The sequence below is a fragment of the Novispirillum itersonii subsp. itersonii ATCC 12639 genome, from assembly GCF_000381985.1.
GTDB lineage: Bacteria > Pseudomonadota > Alphaproteobacteria > Rhodospirillales > Rhodospirillaceae > Novispirillum > Novispirillum itersonii.
In genome coordinates this window covers 22,058-38,914 of the sequence record NZ_KB907348.1, presented here as the reverse complement: position 1 = coordinate 38,914, position 16,857 = coordinate 22,058, and the positions used below count along the sequence as shown (strand labels likewise).

The following is a 16,857-nucleotide window of genomic DNA, read 5'->3' as shown; positions in this document are numbered from 1 at the left end:
CAGATTCCGACCGGTGCCGCCACCGGCCCCGGGAGTTCCCGGAGCAGTCTGAGTGAACACCCTGCCCCTTCGAGAGAAAGCCCCTGTCCATGACCGGCATCCGCACTTTCCTCACCACCCTGTCCCGTCCCCGGTTCCTGCGCCTGCGCGCCGGAAGCGGTCTGGCACGGGCCGTAGCGGTGGCCGTGGTGGTGACCGCGGCCCTGTTCGGCGCAGATCTGGCCCCGGCATCAGCCGCCCCGTCGCGGATCAAAGACATCGCTGATGTTGAAGGCATCCGCGACAACATGCTGATCGGCTACGGTCTGGTGGTCGGCCTGAAGGGCACCGGCGACAACATCGACAATATGGCCTTCACCAAGGAAAGCCTGATCGGGATGCTGGAACGGCTGGGGGTCAACACCCGCGGCTCCAGCCTGAAGTCGAAAAACGTCGCCGCTGTGATGGTCACCGCCAATCTGCACGCCTTTGCCCGGCAGGGGTCCCGGATTGACGTAACGGTTTCTGCACTGGGCGATGCCAAAAGTCTGATGGGCGGCATGCTGCTGGTGACCCCGCTGATCGGTGCCGACGGGGAAGTTTATGCCGTTTCTCAAGGTACGGTCCAGGTTGGCGGTTTCGAAGCCTCCGGTGCTGCCGCCACCATCACCAAAGGGGTGCCGACCGCCGGGCGGATTCCCAGCGGAGCGATCGTTGAACGGGAAGTGCCGTTCGAACTGGCCTCGATGCAAAGTGTCAATCTGGCGCTGCGGAACCCTGACATCACCACCGCCACCCGTATTGCCGAAGCGGTCAATGCCTACATGGGCGCCCTGAGTGCCCGTGCGTCTGACCCCGGCACCGTACAGGTGGCTGTCCCCCCCGGGCGGTCACTGGTGGACCTGATGACCGAGATTGAACAGCTGCGGATCGAGCCCGATATGCAGGCCCGCGTGGTGATCGACGAGACCAGCGGCACCATCGTCATCGGCGACAACGTCCGCGTTTCCCGCGTGGCCATTGCTCAGGGCAACCTGACCATCAAGGTGACTGAGACCCCGCAGGTCAGCCAGCCCAATCCTTTCTCCACCACCGGGGAGACTGTCACAGTGCCCCGGACCGATATTCAGGTTGATGAACAGGCTGACCGTAAGCTGGCCGTTGTTGACGGCGGCGTCAGCCTGCAGGAAGTGGTGAACGGCCTGAATGCCCTTGGCATCGGCCCCCGTGACATGATCACCATTCTGCAGGCGATCAAAGCATCCGGTGCGCTTCAGGCCGAAATCGAGGTGATGTAACCATGACGACCATGACATCAACCCCCCTGTCCGCCTCTGGCATGACCTCCGGCGCTGATGCGCTGGGTACGGCCCGCAGCCGCTCGCGGGCGGCATCGGCATATGGCAACGCCACCGCGCAGACCGGGACGGACAGGTCACTGGACGCCACCCGTCAGGCCGCGCAGGAGTTCGTGGCCTTTTTCGCCTCGCAGATGATCCAGCCGATGTTTGAAGGCATCAAGACCGACGAAATGTTCGGCGGCGGTGTCGGTGAAGACAGCTGGAAGAGCATGATGATTGATCAGTATGGCAAGGAGCTGGCCCGTCAGGACGGCCTCGGCCTGACGGATCAGGTGATGACTGCCATGCTGGAAGCTCAGGAAAAAGCCCGGAACTCCGGCACGACCGCGCCGGGCACCCCGCCTGCCGCATCCGAGAAGGAGGGTATGGAATGACCCGCATCACCCGTTCTTCCGGCACCCCCTCCCGCCCCGCCACCCGGGGCGCATCCGGCCCGGCAAAACGTGCCGGACAGAGCAATGCAGCCGCCCCGGCCGCCAGCGCGGAATCCCCGGCAGTAACCCATACCCCGCAACCGCAGCCCCGGACACGGGGGCAGCAGGCACCGGCAGCCCCGGTGATTAAACTGCCGGAAGGCGACCGTGCTGCCGCCATCCTGTTTCTGGTGGAAGAGCTGACCCACCTGCTGACCGAGGAAAATGACGTTCTGGAAGCCCGCAGCTTTGATGTGCTGCGGGAGGCCCTGCCCCGGAAACAGGCCCTGACCCGGGCCTATACTGAAATGGTACTGGGCCTGCGGAAAGACCCGGAACAAGTCAAGGAACTGGCCCCGGAGCGGCGGGAAGCCCTGCTGGCCGCCGGTGAAAAACTGGACAACACCATGCAGCGCAACGAACTGCTGCTGCGGGCCAATATCAATGCCATCAACAGCTTTATGGGCACCATCACCTCTGCCCTGCGGGAAGCGCAGGAGGCTCAGGCTGCCGCCTACAGCGACCATGGCAAGATGGACAGCAAAAATGTCACGGCCAGAGCGCTGGCCGTGGCCCTGAATAAAGAACTCTGAGCGACCGCTCCCCGACCCGGCAGGAAAAGACCGGCAGTTTCTGGAAATCGGTTTGACGCGGAACGGTACGGCAAGGAAGAAGAACAATGTCCCTTAATCTGGCACTCAACGCAGCGATCAGCGGGCTTCTGACCTCCCAGCGCGGGCTGGACTCGGTGTCTCACAACATCGCCAACGTCAATACCGTCGGCTATTCGCGCAAGATCTTCACGCCGGAAAGCGTCACCCTCGGCGGGTACGGGGTCGGGGTCCAGACCAGTGAAACCCAGCGCCGGGTCGACGAAACCCTGCGGAAGAGCCTGTGGGCCTCCGGCGGGCAGTCGGCGCAGCTGTCAACGGCCAACACCTATTACAAGCAGGTGCAGAACCTGTTCGGCGCGCCGGGCGATTCGACATCCATCGCACACCGGATTTCCGATCTGGCAGCCCAGTTTGAACAGCTGGCGCTGAACTCTCAGAATCCCTCCCTTGCCGATCAGACAATCCGCAAGGCCACCGATATCCAGAACGCTTTTGCCGACCTGTCGAACAAAATTCAGGCCATGCGGACCAATGCCGATCAGGAAATCGGCAATGCGGTGTCGCAGGTGAACACCTATCTGTCGAGCATCGCTGACCTGAACCAGAAGATCTCGCTCGCCAAAGCCACCGGGCAGGGCGCGGCGGACCTGCAGGATAAGCGCGACGAGCTGATGAAGGGCCTGTCGCAGCTGATGGATGTGTCCTATTACACGCAGGAAAGCGGGGCGATCACCATCTTCACCGCATCCGGCACCACCCTGCTGGACAACACTTTCCGCAAAATTGATTACGCCCCCACCGCCAACGTCGCCCCATGGGACAGTTTTGCCGGTGGTCAGTTCTCCAAGATGACCATCGGGGCAGACGATATCACCGATGATATCCGGTCCGGCAAGCTGCGGGCCCTGATTGACATGCGTGACAGTGAGCTGCCCGCCCTGCAAAGCCAGATCGATCAGCTGGCCGATGTCATGACCAAAAGCCTGAATGCGGCACATAACCGCGGCACATCTTATCCGGCACTCAACACATCCATGATCGGCAGCCGGACGTTCATCAAGACTGCCGGTAATGCCACCCAGACCATGAAGCTGACCTCTGGGGATGTGAACCTGACCATTTTCAATGCCGATGGCAGCCAGGCGGCAACCACCAGCCTGAATACCATCATGCAGAATGCGGCACTGGCCCCGGCCGGGGCTCTGGCCTCCAACGGGCCGTGGACCATGGATCAGGTCGCCGGAAAAATGCAGAGCTGGCTGCAGTCAGAGGGTCTGACAACATCGACGGTCGCCGTTGATTCCAACGGTAAGTTCAATATCCAGATTAACTCCACCGGCAAAGGTCTGGCCTTCCGCGACCAGAAGACCAGCGCGATCGGCTCCGATGCGGCAGACGTCAGCATCTCCTTCGATTCCAATGCCGACGGGACCGGCGATCAGACCGTGAAGGGGTTCAGCAATTTTCTGGGCCTCAACGATGTTTACGGCAGCAGCCAGAAAAACTGGCAGTGGGAATCCGACGTTCTCGATTCCACGTACACCTCGCCGCAGGCAACCACGCTGTCTTTCTCTTCTGAAGGCAACGGCCTGAACTTTGGCAGTGTTCTGGTGATGTCCGGGGATACTCCGGCCCAGATCGCCGCCCGGATCAACAATACCGCCAGCCTGTCCGGCAAAGTGAAAGCCTCAGTGGTGCCTGACGGTAATGGCACCCGCCTGCGGATCACCAATCTCGACGGCAGCGATATGCAGGTGACCCGGACCGGACCGACCAGCGCGGGATGGGATGCCCTTGGCCTTGATCCGTCAAAGGCCGGTTACGCCCAGACGATGAAGGTCGCCGACAAGCTGACCGTCAATTCCAACATGCTGCAGCGCGGGGCCTTGCAATTCAACGCCAATACCGGCGCTTATTACGTCTCTACCGGGGATAATGCGATCGCCAATCAGATGGCCGCCGCCTTTACGTCCCTGCAGAGCTATGAGAATTCCGGGGGCCTCAGCACCGGCCAGCTGCGCCTGACAGACTATGGCGCGGCAATCATTTCCAACGCCGCCGGGCGTGCGGCAGCGTCTAAGACCGCAACCGACTACCAGACCAGTCTGACCGAAGCGCTGTCGACCAAAGATTCGGAAATCAGCGCCGTCAATCTGGATGAAGAACTGTCACAGCTGATGGTGTTTGAACAGTCCTACGCTGCGGCGGCAAAAGTGATTTCGACCACCAAACAGATGTTTGACGTCCTCAACGACATCATCCGCTGATCTTTCCGGCCATCACCGGCCTTGTTAAACTGATGCTGAAGACTCCCCCGGAGGATACCCCATGACCCGCGTCACTACATACGCCTCCAATCAGATCATGCTGAGCCGTATGCTGGAACTGCAATCGCGGCTGAATGACACGGCCCTTTCGGTCAATACCGAGCGCAAGACCCAGGTGTATTCCGGTCTGGCGCCGGAGAGCTTCCGGCTGGTCAATCTGGAAACCCTGCACACCGCCACCGACAACTACGCCGCAGGCAACAAGGCTGCCGAAGTGCGGGTGAAAGCGGCATCCTCCGCCGTGGAAAGTGCCCGGAAATCGGTCTCAGACTTCCTCGGCAAGCTGCAGGACTTTGCTAAATTCCGCACGGATACCCCCACCCCGGAATATCAGGCGCAGATCACCAGCATCCGCCAGCAGGCCGTGCAGACCCTGTCGACCGTTCAGGCTTATATGAACTCTGATATCGACGGGATGTTCCTGTTCTCCGGCGGCAAGACCGACACATCGCCGGTGTCTCTGCCGAGCGGCAGTCTTGCGGCATTTGAGGCTGTCTATAACGGCGGCACCGTCACCTTCCCGGAAACCCGGGCCTCTGATCTGTTCAATGCTGACTTCCGTGACCTGAAGCTGCAGTTCTCCAACCGGGCCGCTTTCCCGAGTGCCACGGAAAGCCGGGGCATCATTGAAATGGATACCGGTGCCGGGGAAACCAAGAAATTTATCACCGGCAGCCTGAACAACACCAGCGCCATCACCTATGCCAGCACCGTGCCCGATCCTGTCGCCGGGGTGTCCGAAGGCTCTCTGTCCTCCACCGCATTCGGGGCGTTCAGCACGCTGGAACGTGGGATGACCCTGCTGATTGACAGCGGCACCGCCGGGAACGACGGCGTCTATACGGTGACCGAAGTCTCTCAGGATGGCCGGTATGTAAAGCTGACCCCGCCGCCGCCGACCGTCGCCACCGATGCCGCGGGCGGATACAACATCAAAATCGGTGTCCCCAACGGCACTGTGGTCGGAATTGAAAACTCCACCGGCAACAATGCCCCGGTGACGGTCCGCTGGCCGGCGAACGGGTCGATCCCCGCAGCCGACATGACCAAAATCCTGAACGGTGAGATGCTGTATACCACCCCGACCTTTGGCACCACCGGGGCCCAGACCAATGTTAACGTTGTCAGTTCCGGCTATTATCAGGGCGATACGCTGTCCCTGACCCACCGGGTTGATGCCAGCCGCACCACCACCACCAGCGTCACCGCACAGGATGGTGCTTTCGAGAAAGTGATCCGCGCCCTTGGCATGCTGGGGCAGGGCTTCCCCAGCACCGGCAACACCGCCAACGATATGACGGAGTTTTATCGCCGCCTTGATAAAAGCGTTACCCTGATGAGTGACGCCGTCACCCACAGCATCAGCGTGCGGGAAAGCAGCAGCGATCTAACCATCGTACAGACCACCCTTGGCCTGACTCAGGTTGAGCTGAACAACGCCCAGAAAAGTGCCAGCACGTTCCTGTCATTCCTGGAAGGCAGCATCGCAGATATCGCGAATGTCGACCTGACCACAGCCGTCACCAAGCTGAATGATGACCAGAGAGCCCTGGAAGCCGCCTATCAGGTGATGGGCCGGGTCAGCAAACTGAGCCTGAAGGACTACATCTGACGGTCCATCCGGCGTCAGGGCGGCCAGCTGAAAAGCGCTTTCAACACAAGGGCTCCCTTCCCTGTTGAAAGCGCTTTTCCTTTTAAGACGTGACGCGTCAGGACGCCATCTCTGGCCCAAAAACATCCCGGATCACCGCTGCGGAGTATGGGATGAAGGCGTCATAAGGGAAGGTCATCAGATCACTGAGGGCGATGACCGAGATGTCCGAATATTCCGGTGTCTTCGCGGACAGTCTCATTTTCAAGTCCCGGACAGAGATATCCGTCTGGATCCGATAGACAAAATCGTAAATCCCATCAGCACACATAATGCCGACCGGATGGTCTGCACAGCGGACTTCACTCTCCTCCAGCAGAAGCTCTTCCCGACATTCCCTGATCAAGACATCCCGCGGTGCGGTAGAATCCAGTGTCCCCGACGGGGCGACCTCCCACAGGCCGGGATAAAGGGCAACGGAGGCTCCCCGCCGCCCGATCACAAGCCCTTCAGGGCAGGTCAACATCCCCGTCACCCCGAGGGACGCCACAGTGAGGGGCAAAGAAGGATCGGTCCGGGCGGCAAAAAATTCCCGGTACCGGCGCTGTTCAAGAACCACCTCGGTCGAGGAAAGTTCGGCAAGGGCATACACCCGGCCATCGAACATCAGGCTTCCCTCCCCTCTGCGCTGCAGGGCCTGCTGCCAGAGAGCATCCACGGCCTCCTGCACAGAGGATGGTAAAGGCATCGCCGGGCGCTCCCTGATAATCACGGGAGACGAAAAGGCCGTAAACCGATATCCTTTTTGCTCTTTTTCCATCGTCGCCTTCTGACCAAGCCTGCCGCAGGAACAGTCTCAACAATTGAGGAACCGTATGACTCAGGGCAATCCCACTGTGCGCTTTTCTGTCTGCGCCTCAAAAGAAGAAGAGGCCCGGCTTATCCTGTCATGGCGGAACGATCCGGAAACCCTGCGCGCATCCTACCATCAGGATGCCAAAAGCTGGCCCGCCTTTTGGGACAGCTACGCCAGAACCATCGTCAAGGCAGAGATCCCGTCAGTTCTTGCCTCCATTGACGGCAAACCGGCGGCTTTCCTGCGCTTTCGCCCCCATCAGCATCCTGACGGCCTGTCGGGGATGTGCGTTGATCTGTCGGTCGTCTTGGCACCGGAGATGCGGGGGCAGGGCTTTGGAACGGTCATTCTCTCCGAGATTCTGCCCTATCTGCGGGATCGCGGTGTCGATTCCGTCATTGCGGATGTCCGCCGTGACAATGTGGCGTCGTACAAGGTCTTCAAGGCGGCCGGATATGGCGAGCCGGTGGCGACTGAACATCGCGTTGACGATACCGGCGAGGTTGTCGCGATCTACCGCTACACGGTTGAGCTGACATCCCCCCGCTGGCGGCGGGGCGGTGTCTATGTCATCGCAGAAGCGGGATCAAACTGGCGGATGGGGACCCCGGCCCGGGACATGGCCATGGCCAAAGCCCTGATTGATGCGGCGGTACAGGCTAAGGCGGACTGCGTTAAGTTTCAGACCTACCGACCTGAGACGGTATATGTCAGCAACGCGGGAAAATCAGACTACCTCGCTGATGCCGGTGTTAAGGAAGATATCTCGGCGATCTTCTCTGATCTGGCAATGCCTTACGAGATGATTGAGACGCTGGCTCAGTACTGTCGCTCGAAACAGATCGATTTCATGTCCACAGGGTTCTCCCGGCAGGACTTTCTGCAGATTGACCCCTATGTGGCGATCCACAAAGTCGCATCCTACGAGTCAAGCCATCCCCGGCTTCTCGAGCTGTGCGCCAAAAGCCAGAAGCCTTTGGTCCTGTCCACCGGGGCCGCCACGGAAGAAGATATTGCCTGGTCCGTCCAGTACTATCAGGAACAGGGCGGCACTGACCTGTGCCTGATGCAATGTACCGCCAAGTATCCAGCCCCGCTTTCAAGCCTTAACCTTGCGGCCATCCCGTATCTGCGGCAACGCTTCGGGGTGCCGGTCGGGCTTTCTGACCACAGCCGAGACCCGGTCATCGGGCCGGTCGGGGCCGTTGCGCTTGGGGCCCGCTGCATTGAAAAGCATTATACGCTCAGCAATGCCCTGCCCGGCCCTGATCACAGCTTTGCCATTACCGCCGACGAACTGTCTCTGATGGTCTCGCGCATCCGCGATATGGAAGCGGCCCTGGGCCAGAAGGGCAAGACTGTCCAGAAAGACGAGCAGGAGCTGCGGTCCTTCGCCCGTCGGGGCATACAGGCGATTTCGGAGATCCGACCGGGGGATGTCCTGCGCGAAGACATCAATGTCGCCATCCTCCGTCCGGGGAAGCAGACACAGGGCCTGCATCCGAAATGGATGGACACCCTGGAAGGTAAAGCAGCCACCCGCGCCATTCAGCCCGGAGAGGGCGTACAGACCGGAGACTGGGCAGAATGACACCCTCACCCGGCCTCCTTCTGGATTTTGACGGCACTCTGGCGGATAGCATCAGCGGCCTGCGACAGGCTTATCAGTCTTTTGTGACCGATCATGGCGGCACCCCCAGCGACGCGGAATTCGAGACCCTGAATGGCCCTTCCCTGCGGGAAATTGTGGCCAGACTTGCTCTGGCCCACACTATTGCCGCCCCCCAAGCCGATCTGCTTGCCGATTACCGGGCCCGTATTCAGTCCGCCTCCGGATTCTACCAACCCGCCTATGGCGCGGAAGCCCTGCTGCAAGCCGCACAGGACACAGGCTACCGCATTGTTATTGTGACATCCGGATGGCGGCAACATGTCAGGGCGTGGCTGGACCAGAACGGCCTGCTGCATTACTTCGAGGGCATCATCGGGGCAGAAGACGTTACGGCGACAAAGCCCGCTCCCCAGCCTTATCTACGGGCGCTGTCCGCATTCAAGTGCAGTCCCGAAGCCTCTCTGGCAGTAGAAGACAGCCGCAATGGGGTAACGGCCGCAGTGTCTGCCGGGCTGAACACCTACATCATCGGTCAGTCCAGCCTCAACAGCCAGATAGAAAAATCTCCCCTGTTTAAGGGGAGACTGAACAGGCTGTATGACCTGCGGGAGATCCTGTTAAACGGGAAGACTTAAACATACCCCGCTGATATCGCCTTCTGGCCCTGCCGGAAGACGGTATCAGCGGGCATGCTCTTTGCGTCAGGCCGTCACCTTGTAGATCGCGTCAAAGAGCTTGGCGCCCTTGGTCCCGGAAGAGGCAGTCTTCAGCAGATTCGCATACGACAGCTGCGTCACCGCAGACGAGTCGAGCGCCTGCAGCAGCACGTTAGCCTGCTGCTGAAGGGTCTGCTGCATTTCCTTAGCCTGCTTCTGGGCGTCTTCCTGAATCGACATCCCTTTGGCATCCAGCTCATCCATCGCTGCTTTTGCGCGGATATCATAAAAGTCAGCAACGTCAGCCATGCCCTGAAAACGGGCAATCTGGGTATCCAGAGTCGCGGCAAACTGCTCCAGATCCTTCAGGGCACGGTTACGCCCATCCTGCGTCGCCAGACCTTCGTAATACCAGACATCCTTCAGCGGCAGACCCGACGATGTCATGGTCGCATTGTTATAGGATGTCGGAGTCGCGGTATCAGGACCGATCGTAAAATTAACAGAACCATCCGGGTTAATTGCGTCCAGCCTGACGCCATTCGTCAGATTGGCTGCCATATTCTGTTCTTTGTCACCACGATACAGCTGCAGGATGTTCTGGCTTCTGTTCACTTTCCAGACATCTGTTCCCGAAACCAGACTGTACTTCGGTGCCAGATCGCGACCAAACTCGATCTGCTCTGCCCCAGTCGTGCTAATCTTGTAGCTGACAGAATTGTTCTTGGCGTCCCCTTCGGCCAGCAGCGCAGTACGCCCCTGGGCACTGGTCAGCGACGAAACAACCGACTTAACGTACGACTGAAAAGTCGACGCATAGCCTTTGTACATATTGGGGTCTGTGGTGATGTTCGCCCGGTTGATCATGCCGCGCAGACCGCTGATCATGCTTTTTGCGGACTGCAGGGCCGACACCGCCGACTCGAACTGCGGCTTCGCCTCGCCGATAGAGGAGCGCACGCTTTCCCACTTACTGCGCTCAAGCCCCATCATCGAGACTTTTGCATCCGTCTGATCAGCAATCATCTTGGTGGCGGCAGTCGCACGGGCCTGAATATTATTCTGTAACTGCGTCCGCAGCATGCTGGAGCTGCCGAATGTGTCATTCAGGGTCTGCGTCGTCGCGAAAACCATGAGGATTCTCCTCTCAGAAAGGGGCACCTCTCTTTAAGAGAAGCCTAAGTCACAATACCACAGAACACCTGCAGTAGAAAAGCAAGTCATCGGCAACAGGCCCCGGGGCCCGGAGCATTTTAAGTAAAATCAGAAGCGCACCTGTCACCGGAAGATCTTAAGCGTTTAAAACAAGACCATATTTTCCGTCTAACCGGCACCTGAGTAACCGGAAAATACCATAGACACAGATCTGTCTGCACAGCCACCAATCACGGCTTCACTCAAAGTAGGCGATCGGCCTGAACGGATTATCCGGAAGCTCACACCATTGCACAAATGCATCATGGCAAGTCTGCCCAATAAGCTCCGCACAATTGAGAATCGCCGACTTCGCCTCTTCAAAAAACTCTCTCGCATGCTGCTCGTCGTCAATCCGGGTCCCAAAATACGCCGAAATACGCACCATTGAGCGAATCGAGGTCTCCATCACCAGACAGGCCGGATCTTTCGCTGCAATCAGCTGCTGCAGGAGGCGATGGACATCTTCATACAGCCGACGGTACGGGGATGCCCCATACTCAACCGCAGAGACAACATCCTTGAGCTGCCTCACAAACTCTCCGGGAGCCTTGAGGACCACATCAGCTCCACGCTCACGGAGCTGATCAGCCAGATCGGAAGGCTTATGCGTCTCCAACTGCGCCCGGATCAGCGTAAAAACCTGCTGCTTCGTCATCGCAGGCTTTGGCAACTCAATGTCATAGGAGTCGAGAGGGGTAAAACCGTCAACTTTAGCACCGTCAGAGCAGTTGAAGCGCTCCCCGGCATGGTAGAACGACCCCATGAGACTCAGATAGTGTCGGCAGAGATCAAACAGGTGGGTTGAGTAAATTGACCCGCCAAAATTGCCCGGCAGAACACGGTCCCGCGACTTTTTCCACCGCTGATCCGAATCCTCGGGCGCCAGCAATGTATTGCTGTGATACACAGAGCCGCTGGCATGGTGACGGCTGGCATCCTTACTGCCACAGTCACAGCCAAAGAGATAGATCGACCCAAACCCGAGACGGATCAGAACGGACAGGGCTGCATTGGCAACAAAGGGGAAGCAGCCGTACTGGGCCTCACTCGGTGACGAGAAGAGGTAGGTGCTGCTCAGGCCAGCCCTGAAATAAAACCATGCTTCGGCAAAGTGGGATGCAACCCCCGGAATAATCGACGTGGTCGCGGCCAGAATGATTTTCGACAGATCAAACTTGCTGGCGAGATCATCAAGAACAACTTTGGTCGCCGGAACGTTCTCATTCTCGACATGAATATCGGGGGTGATCCCGGCCTTCAGCAAGATCCCCAGCGATGTTCCGCAGGACACAATAATCGCCCGGTCAGAAAGCTCCTTCACCCGCTCAATATCAGCATCGAGGGAAGGGCCAGCAGCGACAATAAACGCCGGGATGCTCTTCCGGATGAAGCCGGTTTTCTTCATAATAAAACCGGGCGTCTGCAAGAGATTCCGCGTTGTATTACAAAGCATGTTCAGCTCATCCTCAAAGAAGCCGGAAGAGCCCGACTCGGCAATGAGGATTTTTCTGACAAGCCTGAAGGTATCTTTGATATCGACGGAATAATAATGAGGGTGAATTGTCGTCCCCTCAATAAATTCAGGCCCGGCCATCCCTGCCAACCACCTGATACGCTCAGACGCCTCCTCCGGGCTAAGCCCCCACAGCACCGTCACCTCGACCTTGCCGTCGGCTTTCCGCTCCAGCAGCTCGTGCCAGTTGGCAAAATCAAGGCTATGTTTAATAAACTCCAGCGTCGGCTCGTAAATGATGAAATGCTTCACCTCCTCTAAACTGGTCAGAGCAGGAATATGCAGACCCAAGCCAACACCAAGAATAATCGAAAAGTTAAACTCTTTCCTTCTTTTATCAGAAAGAACAATTTTATTCTTATCAATAAATTCCTGCACCTGATTGACCATCGGAAAAATGGCTCTAGTCGGATTACAGTGCAGGATATTACTAAAAATCAGCTCTCCCGGGTCTCCGGGAATATCGGCCATCTGCCGCTCATTCCAGGACTGAACCGGCTCCGGATACAGAGAAGCCCCGCCCAGATCAATATTGACCGGAACATCGCCATCCCAGACCACGGTTGAAAAAGGCGCAAGGTCGGATAGTGCTTCCCAAAGGGCGGGCAGGTGATGCTGAATGGCCTCAGCATTGCGGTCATACAAAGAGAGACTGGTCATTCTGAACCCTGTCAGGAGAGCGTCGACAGATGAGCGCGTACAGCACCTTCAATCCGGCTGGCATGACCGGCAAGATCAAACAGATCTGCCCCGGCCAGAAGTCCTGCAGAATTTTGCCTGAAGGCTGCCCGTTCATCCTGCGCATCAACCCAATGCCGGACCATGGCAGGCAGGTCACTCATCGTCTCAGCCACGCATGACTGTAGCCCGAGAGCCCGCAGGGTTGCCGCAGGCCCCTGCAAATGGCGGGCAGGCGGGGAAACCGTCAGACAGGGAACCCCTGCCGCCAGAGCATCAACAACCCATTGGGACGACGGCGAACCATGCGGCAGCACCAACAGAGTGCTGTTCTGGCAAAACTCAAGACCGGACACGACATCGACAGCATCGACCCGGTGCGCCAGACCAAACGTACCAAAACGGTTGAGCAGGCTGGCCCGCGCCACCTCAAGATCATAGCCGCGGTTCTGCACCAGCAGGGTCACCTTCGGCAAGGATGTCAGCGCCACAGCGAGCGAGGCCAGAATCTCGGGGTCAAAATCACGGAAGTCGCCGGCCAGCCCGATCAGAACATCCGCCCCGTCAGATACCACGGAGGGAACTGGATCCTGCGCCTGCAGCAACGGGAGAGACAACGCGCTGCCAACCGTCTCGGGGAAGAACAGATCCAGATACGGCAGATCAAGCGGATCCGGCAGCCGGCTGATCAGCCCCTGACAGGGCGCGATACGATTGCACAGCAGAGACAGGGCCTGCGGATAGCGCAGATCACCGGTGACAATCAGGGCATCCGGCGTTTCGGTGCCGATAACCCGGGCCAGTGTCCGGTCAGACAGACCGCTGACATCAACCCAGGACTGGACCGCGCTCTTATAAACCTCGTTATGGAAGGCACTGAGCGGCCCGATACCAATCCCCACCACGCGACAGGCCGGGGCGGTATGGTGACGCAGAATATCAGCCAGCACAGTCTGTTCCGCAGCGGAGCGCAACGGATCAAGGAAGTAAGCCAGCGTCAGCGTCTCATTGCTCATCGTCGGCATCGCGGGCATCAGCGGGGCCCCTTTGACACCCTGACGGACCAGTTCCGCCAGACGGTGCTGCCGCTCCTTGATTTCCTGCGCCAGAACCGTCGGATCTTCGAGCATATGATTCAGGGCAAAGGCGTGACGCCCGACATCAGCAGAGTCATGAAGGGTCGAGCGGAACAAGGCATTCGCGCTTCTGAAATCGCCAGCCTGATGCAGCAAGGCCGCCATCAAATCAACGATCTGCATATTGTCAGGGTGTATCACCCGCGCGGCCCGAAGCATGTTCAATGCCGCATCAGCCTCATTAGCCGCAATCAGGCAGCGGACGACACCGATCAAGGCGCCCAACGCCTGGGGGAAGAACGACAGATGCATGCGGAAGCACCGCTCTGCATCCTCAAGCATACCGGACTGCAGCAGCAGCTCCCCCTTCTTCTCAAAGGGGGCTTCGTCAATTTTAACAAACTCAGCGGCAACATCAGGAAGGTGCGGAACCACAAACTCTGTAATCCACGCCTCATCACTGGGGACACTGGCATTCAGCAGTTTGAGGAAGTAGGCCGCATTCTCAAAATGCCCAACGCGGGATCCGCAGACCGACAGAATCTGACAGGTCTCTGAGCGATCCGGATTAAGGTCATGTGCCGCAAACGCATACTCCCACGCCCGGTCCAAAGCCCCCCGCTGCAAACACGCCAGTGCAATCAGCAGGTAACAGGCCTCAAGCTGCTCCTTCGGCGCATCTTCAGGCAACGCATCGATTTCCGCAGCAACGGCATCCTCAAGCTCCCCAAAGTTCACACCATCCTTGTTAAAGAACTTACGAAAGTGATCTATCGAGGAGAATGAGTTTGCCATTTTTACATCCAACAATCACACGGGCTTGACGCAAAGCAGCAGGCGCACCCTCTTTCCGGAGCCTTAGGCTTCAGAAGGCGTTGCCTGTACCTGGCCCTGGGCTTCAGCAGAGCTTTCGGCGGCACTGGAAAGGCCACGGCTGATTTCGCGGTTAATGCTGATCAGGCTGTCGAGCAGAGAGGTTTCTCCCTCCGACAGGAACCGCACAGTCTGCTTGTCCACAAACGCAGCGAGAGACAGCATATTGGCGCGGATCTCGGTCGGAACCGGACAGGTCGGCTCCAGAAGGTCAGCCTGCAGGATGGTCCAGAGGCGCCAGTTCAGGCGTACCGCAGCACGAAGAGCGTCCGCATCGCCCGATGTCTGCGCCGTCTTGATCCGCACCGCAGCCTGCAGCAAAGCCCAGGCCTCAGTTCTTTGCGGATTTCCAGCCTCAATCGGGGTGTCGTAGTGTTTCAGCAAGGTTTTGTTCGACATTCCGGAGTACCTCTCCTTCGTGAGCAATCAGCTTCCGCGCAGTCTTCATAGCCTGAAAAATATGGCCGCCCTGAACCTGCTGCTGGATTTCGTCAACGATCGGCCGCGCACTGGGGGCAGCGTCAGCATAGGGTTCCACAAAGCGTTTAAAAATAGCTTTATACTGCTCTGCCTCTTCAGGAAAAATATACAGGCACTGCAGGGCATAATAAATGCGCGTCGCCGGGGTACGGGCATCATCCGGCTGCATGATATCCTGATCACGAAGAATGGATGCAGGATTATGCACAATAAGGGACGCCGCACGCCCCGATGCATTTTCAATGACTGCGCCATTGATCAGGATTTTCTGGGACGGCTTAATTTGTATTTTCAGGGCCATACCCTATCCTCCAAACACCAAAATACAGGAAGGGGCAGGATTTTACGCCTGTTTTCCACCACATCCGACCATACAAGGCACAGAAGCGCCCTTTACCTATAAGCCTATATAAGCACGGCACCGTGTTCTCAAAAGAAAAAAAGCCGGGATTTTCATCCCGGCTTTTATAGGTAACAGAACGCCAGATATTAACGGAACAGACCGAGAATACCCTGCTCCTGCTGGCCAGCGAACGACAGGGACTGAATGCCCAGCTGCTGACGGGTCTGCAGAGCGAGGAGGTTTGCGCCTTCCTCGTTCAGATCAGCCAGAGTAAGCTTGTCAGAGCCTTCGCTCAGCACGTTGGAGTACGTCTTCGTGAAGTCGAGGCGGACCTGCAGAACGGCAACAGAGTTACCGAACACAGACGCCTTCGCGCGGACGTTGGAAATGGTCTGATCCAGCTTGGCAATGGCGGCATCAGCTTTAGCGTTGAAATCAGCCTGATCAGTCGCAACACTGAGCGTCACAGCCGACAGACCAGGAGCACCCACAGATGCTTTCATAAGGCCGAGAGCCACCAAGAACTTACTCTTAACACTGCTGCCAGCAGCAGCGTTAGCAGTAACACCGAGAGCACTGTTACCACCGGAGGCCCTGTACAGACCCACGGAAGCCTTGAAATCGACCCCCTGTACAGTCAGCTTCGAGTCAGTCTTATCAGAGAAAGTGACCGTCAGCTTCGCAGCCGTCGAGTTCAGCAGGTTCTGACCCTGATAGCTGGTATCCTGCACCAGTTTTTCAATCTGCTTGGCCAGTTCGGCAATCTGCTTACCGTTTTCAGCGCGGGTCGCCTTATCGGCAGAACGGGACGCGTTGACAAGACCCTTCATCTGACCGAGGAAGCTTTCGATCTTGTCGGTTGCAGCAACCGTCGCTTTCAGAGCGGAAACGCCCTGATCGATCGAGTCTTTACGGGCAGTCAAGTCAGTCGCGCGGTCGCTGAGGGACTTAGCGGAGAAAAACTTCAGCGCATCGTCCACAACAGAGTTAACAGACTTACCGGTGGAAAGGCGGCTCTGGGTCCGCTTCACCATATCTGCGGTGTTCTGCAGGGCCATCAGGTTGTTGCGGCTGGCAGAGGTAAGGGTAATATCAGCCATAATACTGCTCCGTTTCTCAGAGTATGAAGACCCATTCCTTCTGAATGGGCTCTGTTCAGGACTCCCTGAACGAATCAAATCATACAGCAGGAATATTGCCTCCGCAACGGAAACGATATGCCCCGGTCAAAAAGCCGTGACGAAATCTTAACCACACCGGGGCAACCTTATGCCCTGCCCAGAAGGTC

14 protein-coding genes are annotated in these 16,857 nt (G+C 58.0%); 7 read left to right on the top strand and 7 right to left on the bottom strand.

What is annotated here, in order from left to right:
• Positions 1-89: 89 nt before the first annotated feature.
• The 5 genes from G365_RS0115605 (at position 90) to G365_RS0115585 (ending at position 6,306) form a co-directional block, all read left to right on the top strand.
• Positions 90-1,277 carry a flagellar basal body P-ring protein FlgI gene (locus G365_RS0115605; RefSeq protein WP_019646470.1) on the top strand — a complete coding sequence of 396 codons (1,188 nt, stop codon included), beginning with the start codon at positions 90-92 and terminating at the stop codon, positions 1,275-1,277.
• Between the two features lie 2 nt (positions 1,278-1,279).
• A complete protein-coding gene (locus tag G365_RS21930; protein WP_019646469.1) occupies positions 1,280-1,714 on the top strand; it encodes a rod-binding protein in 435 nt (144 codons plus the stop codon).
• Positions 1,711-2,346, top strand: coding sequence for a flagellar protein FlgN (locus G365_RS0115595; protein ID WP_019646468.1), 636 nt, complete (start codon positions 1,711-1,713; stop codon positions 2,344-2,346). The genes G365_RS21930 and G365_RS0115595 overlap by 4 nt, the downstream gene beginning before the upstream one ends.
• 86 nt (positions 2,347-2,432) lie before the next feature.
• Positions 2,433-4,634 carry a flagellar hook-associated protein FlgK gene (gene flgK, locus G365_RS0115590; RefSeq protein ID WP_019646467.1) on the top strand — a complete coding sequence of 734 codons (2,202 nt, stop codon included), beginning with the start codon at positions 2,433-2,435 and terminating at the stop codon, positions 4,632-4,634.
• Positions 4,635-4,695: 61 nt separating this feature from the next.
• A complete protein-coding gene (locus G365_RS0115585) occupies positions 4,696-6,306 on the top strand; it encodes a flagellin (RefSeq protein WP_019646466.1) in 1,611 nt (536 codons plus the stop codon).
• Between the two features lie 97 nt (positions 6,307-6,403).
• Here the strand turns inward: G365_RS0115585 and G365_RS0115580 are convergent, their stop codons facing one another.
• The gene (locus G365_RS0115580; protein WP_155976321.1) at positions 6,404-7,033 is read right to left on the bottom strand and encodes a hypothetical protein; all 630 of its coding nucleotides are present in this window, start codon (positions 7,031-7,033) and stop codon (positions 6,404-6,406) included.
• Between the two features lie 127 nt (positions 7,034-7,160).
• Here G365_RS0115580 and G365_RS21925 point away from each other — a divergent pair, with 127 nt between their 5' ends.
• Together G365_RS21925 and G365_RS21920 are read left to right on the top strand one after the other, a co-directional pair.
• Positions 7,161-8,732 carry a GNAT family N-acetyltransferase gene (locus G365_RS21925; RefSeq protein ID WP_019646464.1) on the top strand — a complete coding sequence of 524 codons (1,572 nt, stop codon included), beginning with the start codon at positions 7,161-7,163 and terminating at the stop codon, positions 8,730-8,732.
• Entirely contained in the window at positions 8,729-9,388 is a 660-nt protein-coding gene (locus tag G365_RS21920; protein ID WP_019646463.1) for an HAD family hydrolase, read from the top strand. Before G365_RS21925 ends, G365_RS21920 begins: the two co-directional genes overlap by 4 nt.
• 66 nt (positions 9,389-9,454) lie before the next feature.
• On the opposite strand, the gene G365_RS0115565 is transcribed toward G365_RS21920, so the two are convergent.
• From G365_RS0115565 to G365_RS0115540, 6 genes are all read right to left on the bottom strand, one after another.
• Entirely contained in the window at positions 9,455-10,543 is a 1,089-nt protein-coding gene (locus G365_RS0115565) for a hypothetical protein (protein ID WP_019646462.1), read from the bottom strand.
• A gap of 259 nt (positions 10,544-10,802) precedes the next feature.
• Positions 10,803-12,779 (bottom strand): motility associated factor glycosyltransferase family protein, encoded by a 1,977-nt coding sequence (locus tag G365_RS0115560; RefSeq protein ID WP_019646461.1) that lies wholly within the window; start codon positions 12,777-12,779, stop codon positions 10,803-10,805.
• Positions 12,780-12,790: 11 nt separating this feature from the next.
• On the bottom strand, positions 12,791-14,668 hold the full coding sequence (locus G365_RS0115555) for a tetratricopeptide repeat protein (protein WP_155976320.1): 1,878 nt from the start codon (positions 14,666-14,668) through the stop codon (positions 12,791-12,793).
• 63 nt (positions 14,669-14,731) lie between these two features.
• Positions 14,732-15,145, bottom strand: coding sequence for a flagellar biosynthesis regulator FlaF (locus tag G365_RS21915; RefSeq protein WP_081628587.1), 414 nt, complete (start codon positions 15,143-15,145; stop codon positions 14,732-14,734).
• Entirely contained in the window at positions 15,102-15,527 is a 426-nt protein-coding gene (locus G365_RS0115545) for a flagellar biosynthesis repressor FlbT (RefSeq protein WP_019646458.1), read from the bottom strand. Before G365_RS0115545 ends, G365_RS21915 begins: the two co-directional genes overlap by 44 nt.
• A gap of 188 nt (positions 15,528-15,715) precedes the next feature.
• Complete coding sequence (locus G365_RS0115540) at positions 15,716-16,669, bottom strand: flagellin N-terminal helical domain-containing protein (protein WP_019646457.1); 954 nt, start codon at positions 16,667-16,669, stop codon at positions 15,716-15,718.
• Positions 16,670-16,857: the final 188 nt, after the last annotated feature.

What these genes read in the sequence shown, in the direction of transcription:
- G365_RS0115605 (WP_019646470.1), top strand. Translation starts at nt 90, where the DNA reads ATGACCGGCATCCGCACTTTCCTCACCACCCTGTCCCGTCCCCGGTTC.
- G365_RS21930 (WP_019646469.1), top strand. Translation starts at nt 1,280, where the DNA reads ATGACGACCATGACATCAACCCCCCTGTCCGCCTCTGGCATGACCTCC.
- G365_RS0115595 (WP_019646468.1), top strand. Translation starts at nt 1,711, where the DNA reads ATGACCCGCATCACCCGTTCTTCCGGCACCCCCTCCCGCCCCGCCACC.
- flgK (WP_019646467.1), top strand. Translation starts at nt 2,433, where the DNA reads ATGTCCCTTAATCTGGCACTCAACGCAGCGATCAGCGGGCTTCTGACC.
- G365_RS0115585 (WP_019646466.1), top strand. Translation starts at nt 4,696, where the DNA reads ATGACCCGCGTCACTACATACGCCTCCAATCAGATCATGCTGAGCCGT.
- G365_RS0115580 (WP_155976321.1), bottom strand. Translation starts at nt 7,033, where the DNA reads ATGCCTTTACCATCCTCTGTGCAGGAGGCCGTGGATGCTCTCTGGCAG.
- G365_RS21925 (WP_019646464.1), top strand. Translation starts at nt 7,161, where the DNA reads ATGACTCAGGGCAATCCCACTGTGCGCTTTTCTGTCTGCGCCTCAAAA.
- G365_RS21920 (WP_019646463.1), top strand. Translation starts at nt 8,729, where the DNA reads ATGACACCCTCACCCGGCCTCCTTCTGGATTTTGACGGCACTCTGGCG.
- G365_RS0115565 (WP_019646462.1), bottom strand. Translation starts at nt 10,543, where the DNA reads ATGGTTTTCGCGACGACGCAGACCCTGAATGACACATTCGGCAGCTCC.
- G365_RS0115560 (WP_019646461.1), bottom strand. Translation starts at nt 12,779, where the DNA reads ATGACCAGTCTCTCTTTGTATGACCGCAATGCTGAGGCCATTCAGCAT.
- G365_RS0115555 (WP_155976320.1), bottom strand. Translation starts at nt 14,668, where the DNA reads ATGGCAAACTCATTCTCCTCGATAGATCACTTTCGTAAGTTCTTTAAC.
- G365_RS21915 (WP_081628587.1), bottom strand. Translation starts at nt 15,145, where the DNA reads ATGTCGAACAAAACCTTGCTGAAACACTACGACACCCCGATTGAGGCT.
- G365_RS0115545 (WP_019646458.1), bottom strand. Translation starts at nt 15,527, where the DNA reads ATGGCCCTGAAAATACAAATTAAGCCGTCCCAGAAAATCCTGATCAAT.
- G365_RS0115540 (WP_019646457.1), bottom strand. Translation starts at nt 16,669, where the DNA reads ATGGCTGATATTACCCTTACCTCTGCCAGCCGCAACAACCTGATGGCC.